At 47.3% G+C, this 21390-nt stretch carries 13 protein-coding genes; 6 read left to right on the top strand and 7 right to left on the bottom strand.

All coding sequences use genetic code 11. The features are described 5' to 3' along the window. Nucleotides 1-2622: a nitrite reductase large subunit NirB gene (gene nirB / locus AAJP47_RS09955; RefSeq protein WP_346717795.1), complete on the bottom strand. Its 2622-nt coding sequence runs from the start codon at nt 2620-2622 to the stop codon at nt 1-3. A 621-nt stretch (nt 2623-3243) separates the two neighbouring features. Between nirB and AAJP47_RS09960 the strand changes: the two genes are divergently transcribed. The 5 genes from AAJP47_RS09960 (at nt 3244) to cobA (ending at nt 13343) form a co-directional block, all read left to right on the top strand. Next, nucleotides 3244-4758, top strand: a complete 1515-nt coding sequence (locus AAJP47_RS09960) for a NarK family nitrate/nitrite MFS transporter (RefSeq protein WP_346717758.1) — start codon at nt 3244-3246, stop codon at nt 4756-4758. Between the two features lie 201 nt (nt 4759-4959). Further along, entirely contained in the window at nt 4960-6984 is a 2025-nt protein-coding gene (locus AAJP47_RS09965) for a bifunctional protein-serine/threonine kinase/phosphatase (RefSeq protein WP_497198715.1), read from the top strand. Between the two features lie 299 nt (nt 6985-7283). Further along, nucleotides 7284-8831, top strand: coding sequence for an NAD(P)/FAD-dependent oxidoreductase (locus tag AAJP47_RS09970; protein ID WP_346717760.1), 1548 nt, complete (start codon nt 7284-7286; stop codon nt 8829-8831). Further along, a complete protein-coding gene (locus AAJP47_RS09975) occupies nt 8828-12250 on the top strand; it encodes a molybdopterin-dependent oxidoreductase (RefSeq protein ID WP_346717761.1) in 3423 nt (1140 codons plus the stop codon). Before AAJP47_RS09970 ends, AAJP47_RS09975 begins: the two co-directional genes overlap by 4 nt. Before the next feature lie 229 nt (nt 12251-12479). After that, nucleotides 12480-13343 carry a uroporphyrinogen-III C-methyltransferase gene (gene cobA, locus AAJP47_RS09980; protein ID WP_346717762.1) on the top strand — a complete coding sequence of 288 codons (864 nt, stop codon included), beginning with the start codon at nt 12480-12482 and terminating at the stop codon, nt 13341-13343. Between the two features lie 194 nt (nt 13344-13537). On the opposite strand, the gene AAJP47_RS09985 is transcribed toward cobA, so the two are convergent. The 6 genes from AAJP47_RS09985 to AAJP47_RS10010 form a co-directional block, all read right to left on the bottom strand. Further along, a complete protein-coding gene (locus AAJP47_RS09985) occupies nt 13538-15280 on the bottom strand; it encodes a BCCT family transporter (RefSeq protein WP_346717763.1) in 1743 nt (580 codons plus the stop codon). Nucleotides 15281-15323: 43 nt separating this feature from the next. Next, nucleotides 15324-16811: an aldehyde dehydrogenase gene (locus tag AAJP47_RS09990; protein WP_346717764.1), complete on the bottom strand. Its 1488-nt coding sequence runs from the start codon at nt 16809-16811 to the stop codon at nt 15324-15326. Nucleotides 16812-16875: 64 nt separating this feature from the next. After that, complete coding sequence (locus AAJP47_RS09995; RefSeq protein ID WP_346717765.1) at nt 16876-17913, bottom strand: LLM class flavin-dependent oxidoreductase; 1038 nt, start codon at nt 17911-17913, stop codon at nt 16876-16878. A gap of 104 nt (nt 17914-18017) precedes the next feature. Next, nucleotides 18018-18929 (bottom strand): flavin reductase family protein, encoded by a 912-nt coding sequence (locus AAJP47_RS10000; protein WP_346717766.1) that lies wholly within the window; start codon nt 18927-18929, stop codon nt 18018-18020. 84 nt (nt 18930-19013) lie between these two features. Next, nucleotides 19014-19880 carry an alpha/beta fold hydrolase gene (locus AAJP47_RS10005; RefSeq protein WP_346717767.1) on the bottom strand — a complete coding sequence of 289 codons (867 nt, stop codon included), beginning with the start codon at nt 19878-19880 and terminating at the stop codon, nt 19014-19016. A 13-nt stretch (nt 19881-19893) separates the two neighbouring features. Then, the gene (locus tag AAJP47_RS10010) at nt 19894-20496 is read right to left on the bottom strand and encodes an amino acid synthesis family protein (RefSeq protein ID WP_346717768.1); all 603 of its coding nucleotides are present in this window, start codon (nt 20494-20496) and stop codon (nt 19894-19896) included. 186 nt (nt 20497-20682) lie between these two features. On the opposite strand from AAJP47_RS10010, the gene AAJP47_RS10015 reads away from it, so the two are divergent. After that, on the top strand, nt 20683-21345 hold the full coding sequence (locus AAJP47_RS10015; protein ID WP_346717769.1) for a GntR family transcriptional regulator: 663 nt from the start codon (nt 20683-20685) through the stop codon (nt 21343-21345). Nucleotides 21346-21390 lie beyond the last annotated feature (45 nt).

Consider the following 21390-nt stretch of genomic DNA (forward strand, 5'->3'; position numbering starts at 1 on the left):
TTAGGCCAGCTCAACCACTTTGATGGCTGACTTTTCAGCATCAGTGGCGGGTCTTATTTGATCGCGTTCGGTCACAAAGACAACGTTGTCATCGCCTTGCTCACTGTTGACGAAATGACGGAAGCGTTTGAGCTTTTCGGTATCGTTAATCGTCTCAGCCCACTCACAGACATAATTTTCGATGAGCAGCGCCATTTGTGCTTCAAGCTCTTCGGCAATGCCTAAACTGTCCTCAATGATGACCGCTTGTAAGTACTCAAGCCCGCCTTCCAAACTTTCGCGCCATTTTGAGGTACGTTGGAGCTTATCGGCTGTTTTGATATAGAACATAATGATGCGATCGATATATCTGACTAGGGTTTCGGTATCGATGCCAGTTGCAAATAGCTCTGCATGGCGCGGGGTAATACCGCCGTTACCACCGATAAATAAGTTCCAGCCGTTTTCAGTGGCAATCATACCAAAGTCTTTACTTTGCGCCTCGGCACACTCTCGCATACAGCCTGACACGCCCATTTTAATTTTGTGCGGTGAGCGTACGCCTTTGTAGCGATCCTCTAATCTCAAGGCGAGACCCATACTGTCATCAACGCCATATCGGCACCAGTCATTACCCACACAAGACTTGACGGTGCGTAGCGATTTACCATAAGCATGTCCCGTCTCAAACCCTGCCTGCACCAATTGTGTCCAAATGTCTGGCAACTGTTCCATACGGGCACCAAATAAGTCCACACGCTGTCCGCCAGTGATTTTGGTATATAAATTAAACTGTTTGGCGACTTGCCCGAGTACGATGAGTTTATCCGCTGTAATCTCACCGCCCGGTACGCGTGGCACGACTGAATATGTCCCGTCCTTTTGGATGTTGCCTAAATAGTAATCGTTACTGTCTTGTAGCGGTGTCAGCTCAGGTTTGAGGACATAATCATTCCAGCATGAGGCCAAGATGGACGCGACTGTCGGTTTGCAAATCTCACAACCATGACCGCGACCATGTTCGGTTAGTAGCTCATCAAAGGTTCTGATGCCATGGACGCGAATCAAGCTGTACAGGTCTTGACGAGAATAAGCAAAGTGTTCGCATAAATCATTATTGACCTCAAAACCAAGCGTGGTCAGCTGGTAACTCAGGGTGTCTTTTACCATGGGCGCACAGCCGCCGCAGCCTGTCCCTGCCTTGGTAGCTGCTTTTACATCAGCGATAGAATACGCACCGTTTTCGACCGCTGCGCAAATCGCGCCTTTACTGACGTTATAACAAGAGCAAATCGTGGCGGTATCGGGCAAATTGTCGATGCCCATTACCGGTTTTTCGACATTGGGTAGTATCAAGCTTTCGGGATGGGCGGGCAGGTCGATGTCGTTTAAATAGAGTTGCAATAGGTTATTATAATCTTCGGTATCGCCGACCAATACCGCGCCAAGCAAGCGTTTGTTATCAGCGGTGGTAACCAGTTTTTTATAAATGCCTTCTGCTGGATTTTGATACAGATAGCTCAGGCTGTCCTCGATAGCGCCATGTGCATCGCCAATACTACCCACATCAACGCCCATCAGTTTTAATTTGGTGCTCATGTCAGCGCCTGTGAACCTTTGCTCCTGATCGCCTGCAATTTGGGCGGCGCAAATACTTGCCATGCTATAACCGGGTGCCACAAGGCCAAATACCTGATTGTCCCACACCGCGCATTCGCCAATAGCATAGACGTGCTCGGCGTTGGTGCGACACTGCTCATCGATTAAAATACCCCCGCGCGTCCCCATGGTAATGCCGCATTCAGGATTGTTTTTGATGATACCATCTTGTGGTCTAATACCGGCACTAAAGACGATCATGTCGGTGTCCAGCGTGGTGCCATCGGTAAACTGCATGGTGAGATAAGTGGTATTATCGTCTGTACTATTAGCATTAGAGGAACCATCAGCATGAGAAACAATCTCTTGGGTGTTTTTACCGATTAATACGTTTACGCCGAGCGCCTCGATTTTGCGTTTTAAAATCTCACCACCAGCCGCATCCAGCTGCACGCCCATCAATTGCGGGGCAAACTCGACCACGTAAGTATCCAGGCCTAGGGTAACCAAGGCTTTTGCCGCCTCCAGTCCAAGTAGACCACCACCGACCACCACGCCTTTTTTAACGTTGGGTAATTCAGCGATTGCCAAGATATCATCCAAATCAGCAATCGTACGATACACATGACAGTGCGGATGCTCACGACCCGCAATGGGCGGTACAAAGGGGTACGAGCCTGTGGCTAATACTAGCTCGCTGTACTCAATTCGCTCGCCGGCTTCCGTCGTGATCGACCGATTGACCGAATCGATAGCCACAATCCGCTGGTTTAAATGCAAATTTATCTGCGATGATTCATAGGTAGTAAGATCGACTAAGTTTAGCTTGCTCGCGTCTTTGTGCTCAAAATAACTGGACAAGTACACACGGTCATAAGCAGGGCGGTCTTCTTCGGCAAACACATGAATCTCAAATTGTTCATGCAATCCTTGCTCAATCGCTCTTTCTACGAAATGATGACCGACCATACCATTGCCAATCACGACCAAGTTGCCTTTATTTTCAGTGATGGCCGCTTTTTTATTCACGTCTTTTGCGCTCATTGTAGTGCTAATCATACGTCTGTCCTCACTATCGCTGATAAATGACATTTAGATGCCTACTAATATTGAGCATTCAATAATTGTGCCAAGCGCCCCTAGGCTTGTGTCTGCCATCAGGGTTGGTACAAGCAATAACATAGTGAAATATAAGGACAAATCGTATGGCTCTTAACGTTATTCAAGCAAGCTATGGCCGCTTAATCAGTACCACAAAAGAGGTTGAAGACACCCCAATAAGTCAGGTAACCACCTTCCTTATGATTTTTCTGTACTGTCTGTCATAGCAAGTTATAGCACCATTGGACATATCATTGCACCAAAATAGATACTAAAACGCCCCAATTTGGGGTTGCTTGCTCTTTATGAGACGCGTCATTACTTTTGTTGTTTTTAGCAAGCGTTGATAGCTGCAAAGTTTTTTTATCAACGTCTACTATTACTTTAAACACCTGAATAAATAAGGGTTGATGTGGTCGATAAAGACAAAGGCTTGTCTTGGAGATAAGCTTTGTCAAAACAACTGGCACAGCCATTGCACCGCCTCAAATGTCTTAACGGATTATGTTTTGGACAACCAATGTTTTGTTAGCCCTAGCAGTTAACCATTTGAGGAAGCCGCCTATGTCATCGTCATCATCGAGCCCAGTTGCTCCTAATAAAGACAAGCTCAATATCCTGTCTTTTTCGGGCAAAAATAAAATCCTTCATCTAGGTTGGATGGCATTTTTTCTCACCTTTTTTGTGTGGTTCAACCACGCCCCGTTTTTGTCGGCGATCGGCGAAACCTTGAGTCTGAGCAGTGACCAAGTCAAAACCTTGCTGATTTTAAACGTGGCGTTAACTATTCCAGCGCGCGTCATCATTGGTATGTTGACCGATCGTTTCGGGCCGCGCCTTGTTTATACCGCGATATTAGCAATTGGTGCGATTCCTTGTTTTACCTTTGCTTTTGCGCAAGATTACAACACCTTGGCGCTGTCTCGTTTCTTATTGGGCTTTGTGGGCGCAGGTTTTGTGGTTGGTATCCGCTTGATGAGTGATTGGTTTCCAGCCAATGAGCTGGGTACGGCAGAAGGTATTTATGGTGGTTGGGGCAATTTTGGTTCAGCTGCGGCGGCGCTTTTGTTACCGACCATAGCGATCGGTGCTGCCGCTGTCTTTGGCGGTGATGAAGGATGGCGTTATGCCACGGCCATGTCTGGTGTGGTGATGGCAATCTATAGTGTGGTTTTTTATAAAATGGCGCGAAACACGCCAAAAGGTGCCACCTATTTTAAACCTAAAAAGTCGGGCGCAATGATGGTGACCTCATCGGGTGATTTTTGGCTCATGATGGCGTTTAAATTACCGATGTATTTGGCATTGGCGCTACTAGCGTGGAAATTATCGCCTGCTGGCGTCAGCTTGCTCAGCCAGTCTAGCGTCACATTGATCTATATTGGTCTGGCTGTTCTGTACATCTATGAGTTCATCAGTAGCTACCGTTTTAACAAAGAAGTCTTTACTACGCCTGTGCCTGAGGCGCATCGTTATGATTTTAAGCAAGTCGGCATTCTTAATATCCTGTATTTTGCCACCTTTGGCTCAGAGCTGGCAGTCGTTTCCATGCTGCCACTATTTTATCAAGAAACCTTTAGCCTATCGGTTGTGATGGCTGGTGTATTGGCATCAAGCTATGCCTTTATGAATCTGATGTCGCGTCCTGGCGGTGGTTGGCTCAGTGATAAATTCGGTCGCAAAATCACTTTATTGATTCTGACGGCAGGTTTGGCGGTCGGTTATCTATTAATGGGCATCCTTGATTCGACGTGGCCACTGGCGCTTGCACTACTAATTACTATGTTTTGCTCATTCTTTGTGCAGGCAGGAGAAGGTGCAGTATTTGCGGTGATCCCCTTGATCAAACGCAGTATGACAGGGCAGTTCGCTGGTATGACGGGTGCGTACGGCAACGTCGGTTCAGTGGTCTATCTCACGGTGCTAAGTCTTGTGTCTTATCAAGTGTTTTTCTTCGTCATCGCGGCAACGGCGGTGGTTGGCTTCTTTGCCCTGTTTTTACTTAAAGAGCCTGAAGGCGTCATTATTGAAGAGATGCCAGATGGTACGTTTGCTGAGATTCAAGTCAGTCATAGCTAGCGTTGATAATGAGTAGCATAAAAAATAAGGATAATTTTGAATACTATTCCTAAAATCAGACAAAACAGACGTCATATGGGCGCTCATCAAAACCAGCATCAGGGTTATGAAATAAGTGCGCATGTGGCTGATGATACTAAAAACGCTGAATCCACACGGCCGCCCAATGAGCCAACGGTGTGGTGGCTTGATTTTTTTACCATGCAAGGGCGCAAGGCGGAAAACCAAGACAGTCTATTGATAACGACTTGTTTGCCCCCTGATATTTTGAGTTTGTCATTAATTGATCCCAATGATTCAAACCAAGATCCTGCTGTTAAAAAAGCCGCCACGCTAACCGCGCCCTTATTGGTACTAATGGCAGATGGTGTCAGTGCTTGCCAATTTCCAAAGCAGGCAAGTCAGTTGGTCGTTAATACGGTGGCAGAAAAAATCACGTTGGCGTTATCAAAACTGGCGCACGCGCAGCAAATGTCGCAAGACCAGTCTCAAACCATGTTCTCTGAGTCTGCTGCTTTGGATGATGATCAGGTTGCCAGCATTATTAAGATGGCAGTGAACAAAGCCAATGATACGTTGTATTTTCCGCAAGCGTATCAGCGAGTGCCGCCTTTATTGTCGACGTTGTCGGGTTTGTTGTGTATTGGCGATCGTATCCATTTATTTCACACGGGCGATTCGCGGATTTACCGTGTGGGAGTGGATAATTTGACTGCGCTTAGTGAAGATCATCGCATTCATCGAGGTCAAGACAAAGGCGCGCTTTCGGCCGCTATTGGCGCAGACCAAAAAGTAGCGTTGCAGCAATCGATATTTACGCTGCACCAAAACGAGTGCTTGGCGCTGATGACAGATGGTATTTATGAGCACATTGATGAGGTGGAGTTGTCGTTTGAGCTGTGTACAGTGGCTAGCAATTTGTTTCAAGTGCAGGCGGCCAATCAGCCATCTTCATTAGGGTTTCAAGCCAGTCAGACCTTGTGTGAGCATGCTTTTTCGGAGGGCAGTCATGATAACTTGAGTATGATTATGCTGGGTATGAATGGGGTGCCAAGCCAGTCTAACCAGTTTAATTCAGTGACCTCAGTAACTGACCTTTTAACCGATCTAGAAACCGATCAAGGAGCTGAGTCAGATGTAGCCAGTTCTATTAAGGACGCTGACGCAAAGAGCCTTGATATCGATCGCTATCGGCTGCCAACTCATCTAGAAGTGGGGGATAGCATAGATGGATTTACGGTGGTCGACATTATCGCACGTACCGCTCGCAGCCATGTCTATCGGGTACAAGATGAAGCGCATCGTGACTTTGTACTGAAATCCCCAAGCCTAGATGCCATCGCCGATGGCCATTATCTGCGTGATTTTTTAAAGGAGCGCAAAATTGGTCTAAGCTTGTCAAAACATCGCCGAGCGGGGGAGTCTGCTTACAATCAGGCTGATCCAAATCGGTTGCAAATGACTGAGGCAACTAAAAAAACGATGCACGAGATAGGTACAGGGCTGAATGCCTCTGGACTACTGCGTTATTACCCTGTGCCTGCCAGCACCACGTATTTGTATCACTTGACTGAGTATATAGAAGGCGAGAGTTTACGAGATTTTATTGAACGTCATGCGCCATGCGATGTGTGGCAGACGTATGATTTGCTAACCAAAATCGGCATGGCGGCGCGCGTGATGCATCGTAATTATCTTTTGCATCAAGATATCAAACCTGAAAATGTACTTTTGACCAAATCAGGGGCGGTAAAGTTGATCGACTTTGGTTCGGCTAGCTCTTCGATATTAAAAGACGGCACGCGTCCACCTGATGGTGATCTGCATTACGCTGCACCAGAGTATTACACCAATGCACCAAAAGGGGTGCATTCTGATTTGTTCTCAATTGCTGTGATTGGCTACGAGCTTTTGACAGGGCAATTGCCTTTTAGCTCGCAATCTTTGATGAGCACGTCACAAGATCTGGTCATGCCCACGCAGCTTTTACGACAGCTAAATGTGTCGCCCATCTGCCAGCAAGCGCTGATGCGGGCGCTGCATCCAAACCCCAATGTGCGCTATCAGGCGATCGGTGAATTTTTACAAGATTTTAACCCTGATAACCGCGCGCGCAGTCGTGATCCTGAGCCACTTATCAAAAGCAATCCGTTGCTGGTGTGGCATGGCATTTGCTTCGTACAAACTATGATTATTGTTTTATTGCTATGGATCTATCTGTCCTAGGAATGGTCAGTAAGAGCAAAATAGTCAGTTGAGCCGCTATAAATAACCACAGCACTACTGAGATAAATTTTGCGTCGCCTGTGTCTGCGAAGGCATAGCAAGCAAGAAAAGTTTGTTTCAGTAGTGCGTGACAATAGGTAATCCTTTTTTATTTAGGACTGACTATACATGTTAATAGCCATTACTACTGGTGATAATTTTCCTCATTTGCTGCGCGGCTTCGTTGCGCTAGAGATTTGAAAATTTATCCCAACAGCACTTATCTAATGCGGCACGACGCTGCTAAGGAATGCCCTTGTATGTTGCTATCTAAGTCAAAAATTACTGCATCTTCTGATATGTCGACGACAGAGTTGATGGAACAAGCCGCCATTTATCCTAACGAGCAAAACCGAGCAGGTGTCGTCATTATTGGCGCTGGTATGGCAGGCAGCCGTTTTGCCATTGAGCTTGCGCGGGCCCAGCAACAAAGCATACAAGCAAAAAACGTGCAGGAAAAAAGCGTGCAGGCGAAAAACAATTATCCACATAGCCGTGATTTAAAAGAGGCGGCTATTCCATTACCGATTACTTTAATCAGTAAAGAGCCACAAGTCGGTTATAACCGTATCATGCTGTCACCTGTGCTGGCAGGAGATACTGCATTTGCAGATACGTATTTGTACGATGCTGACGATTATGAACAACTGGGCATCAGGGTACTGTCTGGCGTCAGCGTTGATAGGATTGATACTGACGCGCAATCTGTCGAGCTTGCCGATGGACAGCGTCTACCTTATGCCAAACTGGTCATTGCCACAGGCTCAACGGCACGAGTGATAGCCTTTCCCAATCACACTGCCAAAGGCGTGCACGTCTTTCGCGACTTAGCCGATGTCACTACGTTAACCGAATATGCTCGTCAAGGTAAAACAGGGTTGGTCATCGGTGGCGGCGTCTTGGGGTTGGAAGCCGCTTGCGCATTGGCGGCACAAGGGGCAACCATGACTGTCGTTCATGTGGATGATTATGTACTCAATCGCCAGTTAGATTGGCCAGCTGCCAAATTGCTACAAGCCGAGCTCAATCGTCGCGGCGTGGGTCTAGAAGTGTCAGCAAATACTGACTCAATCATTGTCAATGATGCAGACGAGGTGTGCGGATTGTGCTTAAAAGACGGTCGCACCTTGTCAGCAGATTTTATCGTGATGGCAGTGGGCGTTATACCCAATACAATGCTGGCACAAGACAGTGGACTTGAGGTCAATCGCGGTATCGTCGTTGATGAATATATGCACACCAGCTGCCCGCAGGTGTATGCGATTGGTGAATGTATCGAGCGGGCGGGTGAGTTGTTCGGCATGGTTGCCCCCGTCAATCAGCAAGTCGATACGCTCGTGAGTGTTTTAAAGAATGCTACTTTTTTTAAAAATGATGAGTCAGTATCTCCGCCAAATTCTTGGGTGCCTTTTGTCAGTAAACCCTTGTCATTGAAGCTTAAAGTCTCTGGCATTGCCGCGTTTTCAGCAGGGCAAATTGCCTTTAATGATAGTGAATCGGTAGTCGTCGAAACGCTCGTTTATCGTCAACCTATCTTAAATCACTATCACTGTCTGTATCTCAAAGACAATCGAGTCATTGGAGCGGTGCTTTATGGTGATGTCAATGATGGGCGCTTTTACAGTCAATTGATTATGGACAAAGTCGATATCACGGCCATAAAAGACACGTTAATCTTTGGTGAAGCTTACTGCGACTTGGAAGCCATAGATTCAAGCGAGACTCATGTCGGTAATGATGAAGAGCAGGATATCGAAAGCGATGACGACAATAGCAAAATGACTGCATTAGTGGAGGAGGCCTCATGAAAGAAGCGGTTGTCAATACAGTTCCAGCTCAGAGCACTGTCAATAAAAGCACCGTCAGTAAAAGTACTGTCAATAAAAGTACGGCCACTCAAAGCATTGCCACTCACACCATCGATACCGCTATAAGCAACCATCAAGCATTGCCAACTTCTGATGAAGCAAACACAGTCCGTACAACCTGTCCTTACTGCGGCGTCGGCTGCGGCGTTTTAGCACAAGTGGATGATAGGGGCGTAGTCAGCGTCAAAGGTGATCCAGAACATCCTGCCAACTTTGGTAAATTGTGCTCAAAAGGCAGTACCCTTGCCCAAACCTTAGGCACCCAGCGCCGATTGACCCAGCCTTATTATCAAGATAAACAAGCATCAATGCAACAACAGCAGTCCCTTTCGCCGAATGCCTTTTTTTCCAATAACGTTTCTCCCAATACCTCGTCTCCTAATAACTTGTCCTCACGTACATCTCCACACATTGAGTCTAAAAAAACGCCCGATGCGTCGCTAATCACCGAAAACACGGATTGGGATACGGTATTAGATGACATTGCTAAACGTCTGAATGACACCATCGCCAAGCATGGGCGCGATAGTGTGATGTTTTATGTCTCAGGGCAGCTACTGACCGAAGACTATTATGTTGCCAATAAATTTATTAAAGGCTTTATCGGTAATAACAATATCGACTCCAACTCTCGGCTGTGTATGTCATCAGCGGTCGCAGGACACAAGCGAGCATTCGGTGCTGATTTGGTGCCGGGCAATTATGAGGATTTGGAAGCGTGCGATTTATTAGTCTTGGTCGGCTCCAACATGGCGTGGTGCCATCCCATACTATTTGGCCGATTTTTGGCAGCAAAAAAACGCGATCCCAATAAAAAACTGGTGGTGATTGACCCGCGTCGTACAGATTCTTGCGAGTTTGCCGATCTTCATTTGCCGATTGCGGCTGGTACGGATACGCATTTATACAATGGTTTATTGCATTATCTAGAGCAGCACGGTTGCCAAGATAAGACGTACACCAGTCAAAGCATCGGCGTAGACGCGGCGTTGATGGCGGCCAAACCATGGACGATTGATAAGGTAGCAAGCGCTTGTCAAGTGCCGAGCAACCTTATTTGCCAATTTTATGACTTGGTTGCCAAAAACGACAAAACTGTGACCGCCTTTAGCATGGGTGTTAATCAATCCAAGAGTGGCACAGACAAGGTTAATGCCATTATCAATACCCACCTGTTCACGGGGCGAGTTGGGAAAGTGGGTGCAAGTCCATTTTCGCTCACCGGTCAGCCTAACGCGATGGGTGGGCGAGAAGTGGGGGCGCTGGCCAATTTGCTGGCGGCGCATTTAGATTTGGATAGTGCCGATCATCGGCAACTGGTAACGGATTTTTGGGCATCGCCTCAGCCTATCTCCCCAAATGTCGGCATCAAAGCTTGCGATGCCGCGGATGCTATTTTGGATGGACGTATTAAGGCCATCTGGATTATGGCGACCAATCCCGTGGTGAGCTTGCCAGAGGCCGATAAATTTCGCCAAGCGTTGGCAGAGTGTGACTTAGTGATAGTGTCTGATTGTTCAATCGATAGTGACACGTTGAAATGCGCCGATATTGTACTACCAGCACAAGGGTGGGGCGAAAAATCAGGAACTGTGACCAATTCGGAACGGCGTATCTCGCGTCAACGCTCATTTATGCCAGCGGTAGGCGCGGCAAAACCAGATTGGTGGATACTGTCACAAGTCGCCAAACGTCTGGGACTGGCAGGGTTTGACTATCAGTATCCCAGCGAGATATTCAATGAGCATGTGGCCTTGACGGCTTATGGCAACGCGCGCAGTCAGCCTTTATCATCCAAAAACCAACCGCGCTATTTCAACCTTGCCAACGACTTGTCTGAGGTGATAGCAGAGCCTGCCCATACCGGTCAATCTATTGATCCCCTACCAAAATCCAGCGAGCTTAGCCGTGAGCAATATGAGGCAATGCTGCCGTTTCAGTGGGGCGGCACGCGTATATCTATGGTTCAGATTCCTGATAAAGGTGCCAAACGTAAAGCACTCAAACCGATATCTTGTACCAAAGCGCAGCTGATAGCTATCATGCCTATTGATGACGCCAGTATGCCCAATTACTATCGCCGTAGGCAAAGCGTTAAAGGACAGCCTGTTAGAACCAATCAATTATTATCCAATCCTGCTTCTCGGTTACTCAGCCAAGTAGATAAAGACATTGCGTCAATAGGCAACGATCCAGCCCTAGATTTACGGCTCATCACAGGTAGATTGCGTGACCAGTGGCACACGATGACTCGCACAGGATTGGCACCGTCATTGAACCAGCATCAATCCGTACCAGCGCTTACGCTTCACCCCAAAGATGCTAAACAATTGGGTGTGGCCACTGATGATTTTGTGCAACTGTATCGTCAATACGAAAAAGGCGTGCCAGTTGATGAAGAGCCAAGTAAGGTGTTGGCGCAAGTCGTTATTAACGATGCGATGCGAACGGGTGATGCGTTTATGCCGATGCACTGGAGCAATGCTTTTGCCAGTTTTGCTCGTGTGGGTACATTGATTCCAACCGCTGTCGATCCGCATTCAGGCCAGCCTGAGCTGAAAAACTCGGCCATTCGCGTCAGCGCTGTGCCGATGCAAACAGTTGGTAAGATTTTGGTGCATCCAGATTGGCAGGACGCCGTTATAGTGCAACTGCGTACTATTTTGGACAGGTTTGCGGTAAAGATGGCGCCACAAGCCAGCTTGAAACCTCGCTCAGTCAATTCATGGCCAGCACTGACGTGGAATATGAGCCGCCAAACAAATAGCATTTCCATTAACTTTGCCAGCCCAAATGCTGAGGTTTGCACCACATTGAATACGCCTGATTTTTGGCAGCAGCTTGTGGATTCGGTGCGTTCGTCGCTACCAGCAGCTCAGGCAAGCACGATTCATACTGCCTTCACGACCAACCAGCCTTGCGATCAATTGCGCTTTATTGTAACCGAAGTTGTCCCTATGATTGCGACCCAGAATGGTGCTAATGGTAGCGCCATAGCGTATAAAGAAGAAGCCGATGAGCGCCTTATTATGGCGGTTTATCTTGCACCCACATTCCAAGGGTTACCAAGTATTCATTGGCTTGACAGCTGTTTTGCTGATACTAGCCAAATCCCTAGCAGCCAGCGTTATAAATGGTTACTGGCGGGGCGTCCTGCCAGTGGTTATGTTGATCCGGGGGTGTTGGTTTGTTCCTGCATGTCTGTGGGAGAAAATATTATTATCAGGGCCATCACTCAGGATGGTTGCAAGAGTGCGACGGCCGTTGGAGTAAAGTGTAAGGCGGGCACCAATTGCGGCTCTTGTGTGAGTCAAATCAATGATTTAATCACAAAACATGCTCAATTCGAGGACGCTTAATGGCGCAGTGGCATGTTGCTTGCAACCAAAGATAGTAACAGCGACTTACCTTATTGCCTTTGCGTTGCCACTATAGTCAGTGAAAAGTAATATCGACACATCACGCACGGCTGTTATCAATTTTCTTGCTTGCTTGCTTGCGCAGACAGAGGCTGCAAAAATTTGTTTCAGCAGTGCCGTAGCGCTTTTAAAGTGTTTTGACTATATATTGTCCTCAGGAGCGTCTCTTATGAAAGATTTATCTGCTTTTGCTTCAAACCGTGTCCCATGCGATTTAATCGGGCAAAACGGCACAGACACGGTTGATCTGTCTAAACCAAAAGGGGTTGTGTATTTGGTTGGAGCAGGTTCTGGCGACCCTGAGTTATTGACACTAAAAGCCTTGCGCGTGATGCAGCGCGCCGATGTGGTGTTATATGACAGCTTGGTCTCTGAAGATATTTTAGATATGTGTGCGGTGACTGCCGAAAAAATATTCGTCGGCAAACGCCGCGCCAATCATGCGCTGCCACAAGAAGGCATCAATGAGCTTTTGGTCAAACATGCGCTTGCCAATAAAATTGTGGTCAGACTCAAAGGCGGTGATCCGTTTATTTTTGGGCGAGGCGGTGAAGAGTTGCAAGAGGTGGTGCGTCATGGTATCTGCTTTGAATCCATTCCAGGCATTACCGCCGCAAGCGCTGCTGCGAGCCGTGCTGGTATTCCGTTGACTCATCGCGATTATGCTCAATCGGTTCAATTTGTCACGGCCTGCAAAAAGCTTGGCGCACCCAATGAGGATTATAGCGAGTTACTTGATAGCACGCAGACGGTCGTGTTTTATATGGGATTGCATCGTTTGGGCGAGATGACAAGTGGACTTATTGACGCGGGCCGCGACAGGGAGACGCCCTTTGCCATCATCAGTCATGCAAGCCTACCTACGCAGCAAGTGCTCATCGGCACATTAGAAGATATCGCAGAGCAGCAAGTCGTTGCCAATTTGCCCACACCAGCGCTCTTGATTATGGGCGATGTGGTTGCTTTGCATCAGGAGTTTGCCGCTTATAATCTTGCGGCTCTGAGCCCTAGTCTTGAGGTCAGTTGCGCATAGACAGTTTAAAAGTCAATTCAAAAACTATTACACAAGCAGGCACTTTTTATTTTTTACAAATAAAAAACCTCAACGTTTTAGGTTTGAGTCGTAGTCAGACTTCAATCTTAAAACATTGAGGAGGTTGTTAGTGAGTCATACTATCTGTTGGTTTAGACAGCATGGCGTACTCGGTTACCGCTCGAATCAATCCATCACAGCTTACGCTCTCTTGCTCGTGCAATATCCAAAATCAACGCCTTTAACAAACTAATCGCCATCAGGATAATGATAAAGGAGAAGGGAATGGCGGCTACAATCATGGCTGAGGTAATCGCATTTAACCCGCCTGCCAATATCAATGCGCCAATCACAGCAGTCAGGGCAATGCTCCAAACGATGATATGTCTCGGGCCGTTCTCGATATGGACTTCACCCGCCGCATTTAAGGTATTGACGACCAATAATGCCGAGTCGGCCGACGTCACCAAATAGGTGAGTAGGAGCACAACCACCATCGACGACAAGACACCTGCCATCGCTGGGTTTAACATAAAACCAATAATCTCGAACAGCTGTGCGGTCAATCCTGAATCAAAAATTCTACCGTTTGCGATACCGCTTAACTCTAGATCAATGCCAGTACCGCCAATGAAGGAAAACCAAACAAACAGGGTCAAACTTGGGGCAACAATCCCAATCAAGCCAAATTCACGAATGGTACGGTTTTTGGAAATACGCGCTAAGAACAGTCCTACAAAGGGGGCAAACGCAATCCACCATGCCCAGTAAAAAATAGACCAGCTGGTTTGCCAAGCGCCCAATTCGGTATTAGGATCCCAAACCGTTACTGCCATCGCCGGTAGATGGATAACATAGCTAAAGATACCTTTGCCTAGCATCTCTAACGCAAACATCGTTGCCCCAAAAATTAAGAAGAAAGCGAGGAGCAAAAATGACAGCACCATATTGATGTTACTGAGCCATTTTACGCCGCGTCCAACCCCTGATAGCGCTGAAATCATAGAAAGACACATAACCACAAACAACGACATCAATAATGCCCCTGTGGTCGGTTCAGGATTGACGGCATCCGTCACTAGCCATGAGATACCCGTAATACTATACAGTCCTGAGGCAAAAGAGCTGAGGCCAATACCAATGGTTTGCGCAACGCCAAAGATGGTGGCGATAACAGCGGCAACATCGATAATATTACCAAGCGGCCCTTCTAAATATCTGCCAAATAAAGGTGTGAGTGCTGAGCGCATGGTGAGCGGTAACCCGCGTGTATAAGCAAAAAACGCCAAACAGATACCAACCAAACAGTAAGTCGCCCAAGCACTAATGCCCCAGTGAAAAAACGCATAGCGAAAGGCGGTATCTAATGCTTCATCGCTTTTGGGTATGACCAGACCATCGATTGCCGTCATAGTGTTGGCAGCGACTTGATCTTGATAGAAAGCAAAGACATCAGCGCCTTGAGGCAGGGCGATACCACTGCTGTTCATTGACGATAAAATGACTTCTTTTGACATGATAATGTCAGGGTTGTTCATTAAATGCCAAAGCGGTTCGGCGGCACTATAGGTTAAGACGCCAATCCCAATCCCAGCACCAAAAATCATCGAAAACCAAGAAAAGTTGGAAAATTCAGGTTTGCCATTGGGATCAGAGCCAAGTTTGATACGACCAAATGACGGCCACAAAATGACCGTCAAGCAGACCAAAATATAAAAAGCGATGGCGTAGGTATAATAGCCGTTGAGGTTGGTATAGGACCAATTCTTCATGGCATCGAGCATGGCACCAGAGCGCTCGATGTCACTCAAAATCCAAATCACAACCAAGGTGACAAAAATCTTAGAGGTGACCGTAACAAAACGGTTAAACCCTTTATAAAAACCTTTGTCGTGCGTTTTTATGTTGAGTTCCTTTAGGGGAGGACGGATAGCCATAGTTTTTTCCTTAAAACTGAATGTAGCTGACTACACTGTTCGGTTATCTCATGATAAAAGGATTAGCCATCGGCTCCGCCGAGATATTAATCCATGTCGTTTTTGTGCGGGTGTATTGTAGTACAGATTCGCTACCTGCTTCTCGTCCATAACCGGACTGATTGTAACCGCCGAATGGTGCGGTTGGTGAAATCGCGCGGTACGTATTGATCCAGCATACGCCTGATTTGATTTGCTGAGAGACGCGATGCGCGCGCGCCAAGTTTTGGGTAAATACGCCTGAACCCAAGCCATAAACACTGTTGTTTGCCATCGCAATGGCTTCCTCTTCGGTATCAAACGCGACCAATGACATAACAGGGCCGAACATCTCGATGGTCTGCGTTTCAATATTGGTATTTGGGCATTCGACGAGCGTGGGGCAAAAGTAATTGCCGTCTGCCAGGTTAGCGTCTGTTGGTGCTTCACCGCCAAAACGAATGGTCGCGCCTTGTGCCACAGATTTTGCCAGCGTGTCTTTAATACGCTCAACCTGCGCTTTGGTACATAAAGGCCCAACGTGCGTTTCAGGATTCAGCGGATTACCAATGACAATATTCTTGGCTTTTTCTTCTACGCGCTTGATAATCTCAGGCAAGATAGAGCGATGAACGAAGCCGCGCGAACCTGCGACACAAGACTGTCCAGACGCACCAAAGTTACCAGCGATCAAGCCATTTGCGGCACTTTCCAAATCGGAGTCTTCAAAGACGATAATCGGTGATTTGCCGCCCAGCTCTAAGCTTGTGACCGCAAAGCTATTAGCAGAGTTTCTGACCACGTGACGCGCCGCTTCAGGTCCGCCCGTAAAAGCGATTTTGTCGACGTCAGGATGACTGGTCAGCGGAATGGCGCAGTTTTCAGCATCGCCTGTGATGACAGAGACGACGCCTTTTGGGAAGCCTGCTTGCTCGATCAGTTCAGCAAACGCAAACATCGGACACGGGGCGATTTCAGACGCTTTTAAAATAATGCTACAGCCAGCGGCTAGGGCAGGGCCAAGCTTGGTCGCTGTTAAGAACATTTGCGCATTCCACGGCACGACAGCAGCGACGACACCGATGGGCTCACGCGTGGTAAAGACGTGCATGTCTGGCTTATCAATGGGTAGCGTTGCGCCTTCCAACTTATCAGCAAGCCCCGCAAAGTAACGATAGTAATCACTGACATAACGGGTTTGTGCTACCGTTTCGTGTGCCAATTTACCGCTATCGGTCGTTTCGATCTTGCCCAGTTTCTCGGCATTTTGCTCGATCAAATCTGCTAGGCGGTATATGAGCTTACCGCGCTGCGTGGCCGTCATTTTGCTCCATTCAGGATTGCTAAGAGCGGCTTTGGCGCCATCGACCGCGCGTGCAACATCTTCAGGGCTGGCACAGGCGAACGTCGCCCATGCTTCGCCCGTGGCAGGATTGTAGCTTTCTAGGCGTTGGTTGTCGCTGCCGTCGCACCACTCACCGTTGATATAGAGCTGGTAATGAGGTTTGGTCATGGGGTTTCTCCACATTCTTATAGGTTTATCTGTTAATTCCGCGAGCGTATGAGACGCAATAGGATTATGCAAACGCTGGCATGACGTCATCGATAAAACGGCGTAATGAGTCGCGTTTTTGCTCAAAGGTCATGCTGGAGTCAATCCAAAAGGCAAATTCGTCATAACCCAACTCTTCATAGACTTTGAGTTTTTCGATCACTTGCTCAGGCGTACCGATGGGCATGTTTTCTAGCATTTTTTCAGGCGCATACATGTCGATTGCTGCCATCTCTTCTTCGCTTAATGGCTCAAGCAAGCCTTGGCGAATGGGACGTTCGTTTTTGAACCAAGCTCCGAAATAGCAATAAAAACGGCTGATACATTTGGCAGCGTCCGCCACATCGTCGGCGTCACTGCCCACATAAGCGTGTTGTAATAGCATGATTTTTGGATTCTTACCTTCGCCGTGCTCAGCTTTGGCGTCTTTAAAGGCTGTCATTAAGTTTTGAATTTCTGTCATGCCTTGCCATAGCGGCGTGACTTGTACGTTGCAGCCATGTTCAACCGCAAATTTATGGCTGTGCGGGTCGCGGGCTGCAATCCACATGGGTACGCCGCCTTTCTGTAGTGGTTTTGGCGCTGAGGTGGTAGAGGGAAATTGGGTGTATTTGCCATCGTGCGCATAATCGCCTTTCCACAGTTGTTGTACGGCAGGAACCAGCTCGCGCATGCGGCCGCCTGCTTCCATGGCATCCATACCAGGCATCAAGCGCTCGTACTCAAAGTTATAAGCACCGCGAGCAATACCCAAATCCAGTCTGCCGCCCGTGATAATATCGGTCATGGCCGCTTCACCCGCCAGTTTGATCGGATGCCAAAACGGAGCGATCACGGTGCCAGTACCGAGACGGACGTTTTTGGTGTGATGGGAGAGGTCAATCAGATTTAAGAATGGGTTAGGAGCGATTGTAAAGTCCATACCATGGTGTTCACCCGTCCAGATAGCGTGCATGCCGCCTTGGTCCGCCATTTTTGCCAGCTCAATAAAATCATTATGGAGCTGTTCATAAGATTGTGATTCGTCGAGGCGTTCCATGTGTAGAAATAATGAGAATTTCATAAGGCAATTCCTTTGCTATTCGTTGTGATATTTACTATTCGTAATGATCGTTGTCGTATAAGTTTGAAATTTAGTGAACGTAACAATTTAGTGAACATAATAAGTTAGTGGACGTGGCCTTGCTCTTCTTGTCCAACATACACACCATAAAGACCGTTTTTGCTTTCGGCGGCATAACGATTCATCATCGAGTTCATGGCTTGGGTCGCAAAATCTTGTTGGGCGATGTCATCAATGGCGACATATTCCCCCAAGCCTTTGGTATCTGATGAATAAGCAATGGCGCGGTAAAAAATATAATTGGTATTGGTTTTGGTGTTCTCATAAATGGAGAAGACCGCGCCCAACCGCGCATCCATACTGTTTTCTGTCAAAAACTGCTTGATGGTGCTGACAGCATTGGTATTGTCATCGGTCGTCATCGTAGGCAATACGGTCTTGCCGTCTTTTTGGCTAAGCAGTACTTTGCCATTGTGCTCGATAATCACGCCAACACACACATGTTTTTCTTGCGTGCTGATTTCGGCGGCCGCGCGTTCTAGTCCTAAGCTAAAATAACCGCCAGAGGCGTAGCCCAAGCCGCGACCTTCACGAGTAGCAAAGCTCAGTACTTCACCCACTAGTAAGTTATGATCGCCTGCGTCAAGATTGCGCTCCGTCTTACAAGAAAAATGCGTCAAAGCGCCATCGATGACCGGATTGCCTTGTTCGTCTTTGTGCCACTCAATTTGACTAAAACGGTCCTCTTTAGAGCCTGCAAATATGTTTGAGATGGCTTGCTGATCTTCACTTAAAATGTTGACAACAAAGCTGTCACAGTTGGCAAATACATCAAAGCTAGACAAAGATTTTGCCGGACAAACCAATAGCAAAGGTGGCGCAAGCGATACCGAGGTAAATGAATTGGCGGTAAAACCAACGGGCGTACCGTCATTACTCATGGCGGTTATCACAGTCACCCCAGTCATATAACTGCCAAAGGCGTTGCGAAGTAGCTTAGGATCAAGTTGTTTCATGAGAACCTCTTTGTTCAAATTGGGCGTATTTTTAATTGAGCGTATGTTTAAATTAAATACTATTTAAATCAGGTACTATTCAAATTAGGTATTAAGCACATGAGCCGTATGGCATTGAGTAAAAAACCGTGCCAAGGCAGCGTTGACAGCGCTGGCGTGTGTCATCTGCGTCATATGACGGGCTTCTGGCACGATGACCGCATTGGCATTGGGCACGATATTGGCCATGGCTAACGACATTTTAGGACTAGAATTCACATCCATCTCACCTGTGAGAAACAGTGTCGGCACCGTAATGGTTTTTAAGTCTGCTGCTGCAATGCCACGCAAGTGAGCAAACATTTGATACGCTTGGGCATACCCTAAACGATTGCCATTGTCCAACCACGATCGGCACAGTTCAGCCTCGTTGTAGTATTGCGGATCGCCATCAAACCATCTGGCGATTGGCTGATCCGTCACGTTTTGATCAAGATCGTTTAAGAGTGATTCGGCGCGGGCTTGTACATCTTGCGCGGCATTATCTGGACGGTCATAGATCGCATTCAATGCCGCAACGCCCCGTACCACATTTGGATAGCTGACCGCTGTTTGCAAGGCAGTCATCGCGCCGAGCGAATGTCCAACGATAATGGTAGGCTCACCAATCACCTTATCAATAAAGATGTTTAGCGCCTTAGCAAAGTCTTCTAACGTCAATGTAGGGTTGGGCAGCAAATCGCTCTCCCCATGTCCTGGCATATCAATGGCATAACAGCGGTAACGCTCGTCAAATGTGGCTATCTGCTGATACCAGCTCTCTGCCTGCAAACCCACGCCATGAATAAACACGATTGGGGGAGCTTTGTCATTTTCATTGTTACTGTCGTTATCGATGCTACTGCTGCTATGGTTATTACTATCACTATAGTAATAGGCAATGCCGTCAGAGATCTTGCGTGACCATTCCATTAGTAAATGCTCCTTAAACAGCGGCTGGATTATTCAAATCGTGACCGAGATCTTTTAGGTCTTGGTAGCGATCGCCAATGCGGTGATGCGGACGACCGCCTGACGCACCGCCCAATACGATCACCACTTCATCATCACGAGGCGCGTCAGGAATGGCAAACTGAATGGTCAAATAATGCGAGCGGCGACCAGCATCATCTTTATCCATGAGTGGCACCATGATAGGAGTGTTGGCTGTACCGCGTGTGTTGGTAAAGGCCAGATAGGTATTGGCAGACAAAGCTTCGCGGTAAAAATTGCCGAAATGTAAGGTATGAATCAGACCTGAGGCGTGTTCGATTTCACCATTTAGACCAACCACCGCCGCTTTACCATAGGCTTCTATTTGGTCAGCGCCGCCTGCTAAAGCAATAATTTTGTCGGTGAGTAGCTTGCCTAAGACAGGCGCGAATGCTTGGATTTCAGGTTTTAGATCTTCTGCATAACGACCCGCCCACGGGTTGGTAACCACGGCTGCAACCGCAAACATGCGTAAAGGTTTGTCAGCTGATTTATAGCCTTCAATCAACGTTTCTTCTTCGAAAGTGACAATTTTTCTGATTTCTGGTTTTTGCATAATAAGTTCCCTCTATTGGTGATAATCTTTAACAATATTGGTATACCATAATACGGTATTAAATAAATTACTAGCATTTTTTGAAAATAAATATTATGGTATACCGTAATACGATATGAAAGCGTACTGATTTTTTGCGTTAGACTCGTTATAATTCTGCTTTACATGTGAGGGAGTAGAGTTGCTATGTTAGAAAGAGTAGAGAAACCAAAAACCTTGAAAGATACCGCACTGGAACAATTACGACTGGCCATCATGATCGGACAGCTTGCGCCCGGTCAAAGATTGGTAGAGCGTACGATTTGTGAGCAGTTGGGCGTCAGTCGTACCGTGGTACGCGAATGTATCCGGCATCTAGAAAGCGAGCATTTGGTAAGTTTTTCGACAGGTGGCTCTTCGGTTGCAGTCCTCGAGAGCGATGAGATTCGCCAAATCTATCATCTGCGTGCCACGCTTGAGGGTGAAGCGGTTCGCCACTGCGCGGAACAAGTAACGCCTGAATTGGTAGAAACCTTGCAACATAGCTTGATTCAGATTCGAGACAACTTGCAGGCAGGAGACGTGGTAGAAGCCCTTGCGCACTCTTATGCGTTTTATGAACATCTATTTGAAACGGCTGGTATGACGGTCGCTTGGGAGTTAACAGAGCGCTTGAATGGTCGCATTGGGCGTTTGCGCTTTATGACTTTGTCCACTCAAGAGCGCGCCGTTAAAGGCCCAAGCAATTTACAAGAAATCGTCAATAACATTGCCAAAGGTGATAGTAAGGCGGCTGTCAGCGCTTGCCGAAAACACATTGACGAAGCTTGGCGTATGGGATTGCATCTCAACCAACAACCCGCTGGATAAATAATCGTTTTGATAAAAAAGCATTAGGGCATGTCCTAGTCAAAA

Origin of the sequence: Psychrobacter halotolerans (genome assembly GCF_039680845.1) — a bacterium.
Classification (GTDB): domain Bacteria; phylum Pseudomonadota; class Gammaproteobacteria; order Pseudomonadales; family Moraxellaceae; genus Psychrobacter.

Excerpts from the sequence above, each read along its gene's own strand:
- AAJP47_RS10000 (WP_346717766.1), bottom strand. The coding sequence starts at position 18,929 with ATGAAACAACTTGATCCTAAGCTACTTCGCAACGCCTTTGGCAGTTAT.
- AAJP47_RS09960 (WP_346717758.1), top strand. The coding sequence starts at position 3,244 with ATGTCATCGTCATCATCGAGCCCAGTTGCTCCTAATAAAGACAAGCTC.
- AAJP47_RS09990 (WP_346717764.1), bottom strand. The coding sequence starts at position 16,811 with ATGACCAAACCTCATTACCAGCTCTATATCAACGGTGAGTGGTGCGAC.
- AAJP47_RS10010 (WP_346717768.1), bottom strand. The coding sequence starts at position 20,496 with ATGCAAAAACCAGAAATCAGAAAAATTGTCACTTTCGAAGAAGAAACG.
- AAJP47_RS09970 (WP_346717760.1), top strand. The coding sequence starts at position 7,284 with ATGTTGCTATCTAAGTCAAAAATTACTGCATCTTCTGATATGTCGACG.
- AAJP47_RS10005 (WP_346717767.1), bottom strand. The coding sequence starts at position 19,880 with ATGGAATGGTCACGCAAGATCTCTGACGGCATTGCCTATTACTATAGT.
- AAJP47_RS09995 (WP_346717765.1), bottom strand. The coding sequence starts at position 17,913 with ATGAAATTCTCATTATTTCTACACATGGAACGCCTCGACGAATCACAA.
- cobA (WP_346717762.1), top strand. The coding sequence starts at position 12,480 with ATGAAAGATTTATCTGCTTTTGCTTCAAACCGTGTCCCATGCGATTTA.
- AAJP47_RS09985 (WP_346717763.1), bottom strand. The coding sequence starts at position 15,280 with ATGGCTATCCGTCCTCCCCTAAAGGAACTCAACATAAAAACGCACGAC.
- AAJP47_RS10015 (WP_346717769.1), top strand. The coding sequence starts at position 20,683 with ATGTTAGAAAGAGTAGAGAAACCAAAAACCTTGAAAGATACCGCACTG.
- AAJP47_RS09965 (WP_497198715.1), top strand. The coding sequence starts at position 4,960 with ATGCAAGGGCGCAAGGCGGAAAACCAAGACAGTCTATTGATAACGACT.
- nirB (WP_346717795.1), bottom strand. The coding sequence starts at position 2,622 with ATGAGCGCAAAAGACGTGAATAAAAAAGCGGCCATCACTGAAAATAAA.
- AAJP47_RS09975 (WP_346717761.1), top strand. The coding sequence starts at position 8,828 with ATGAAAGAAGCGGTTGTCAATACAGTTCCAGCTCAGAGCACTGTCAAT.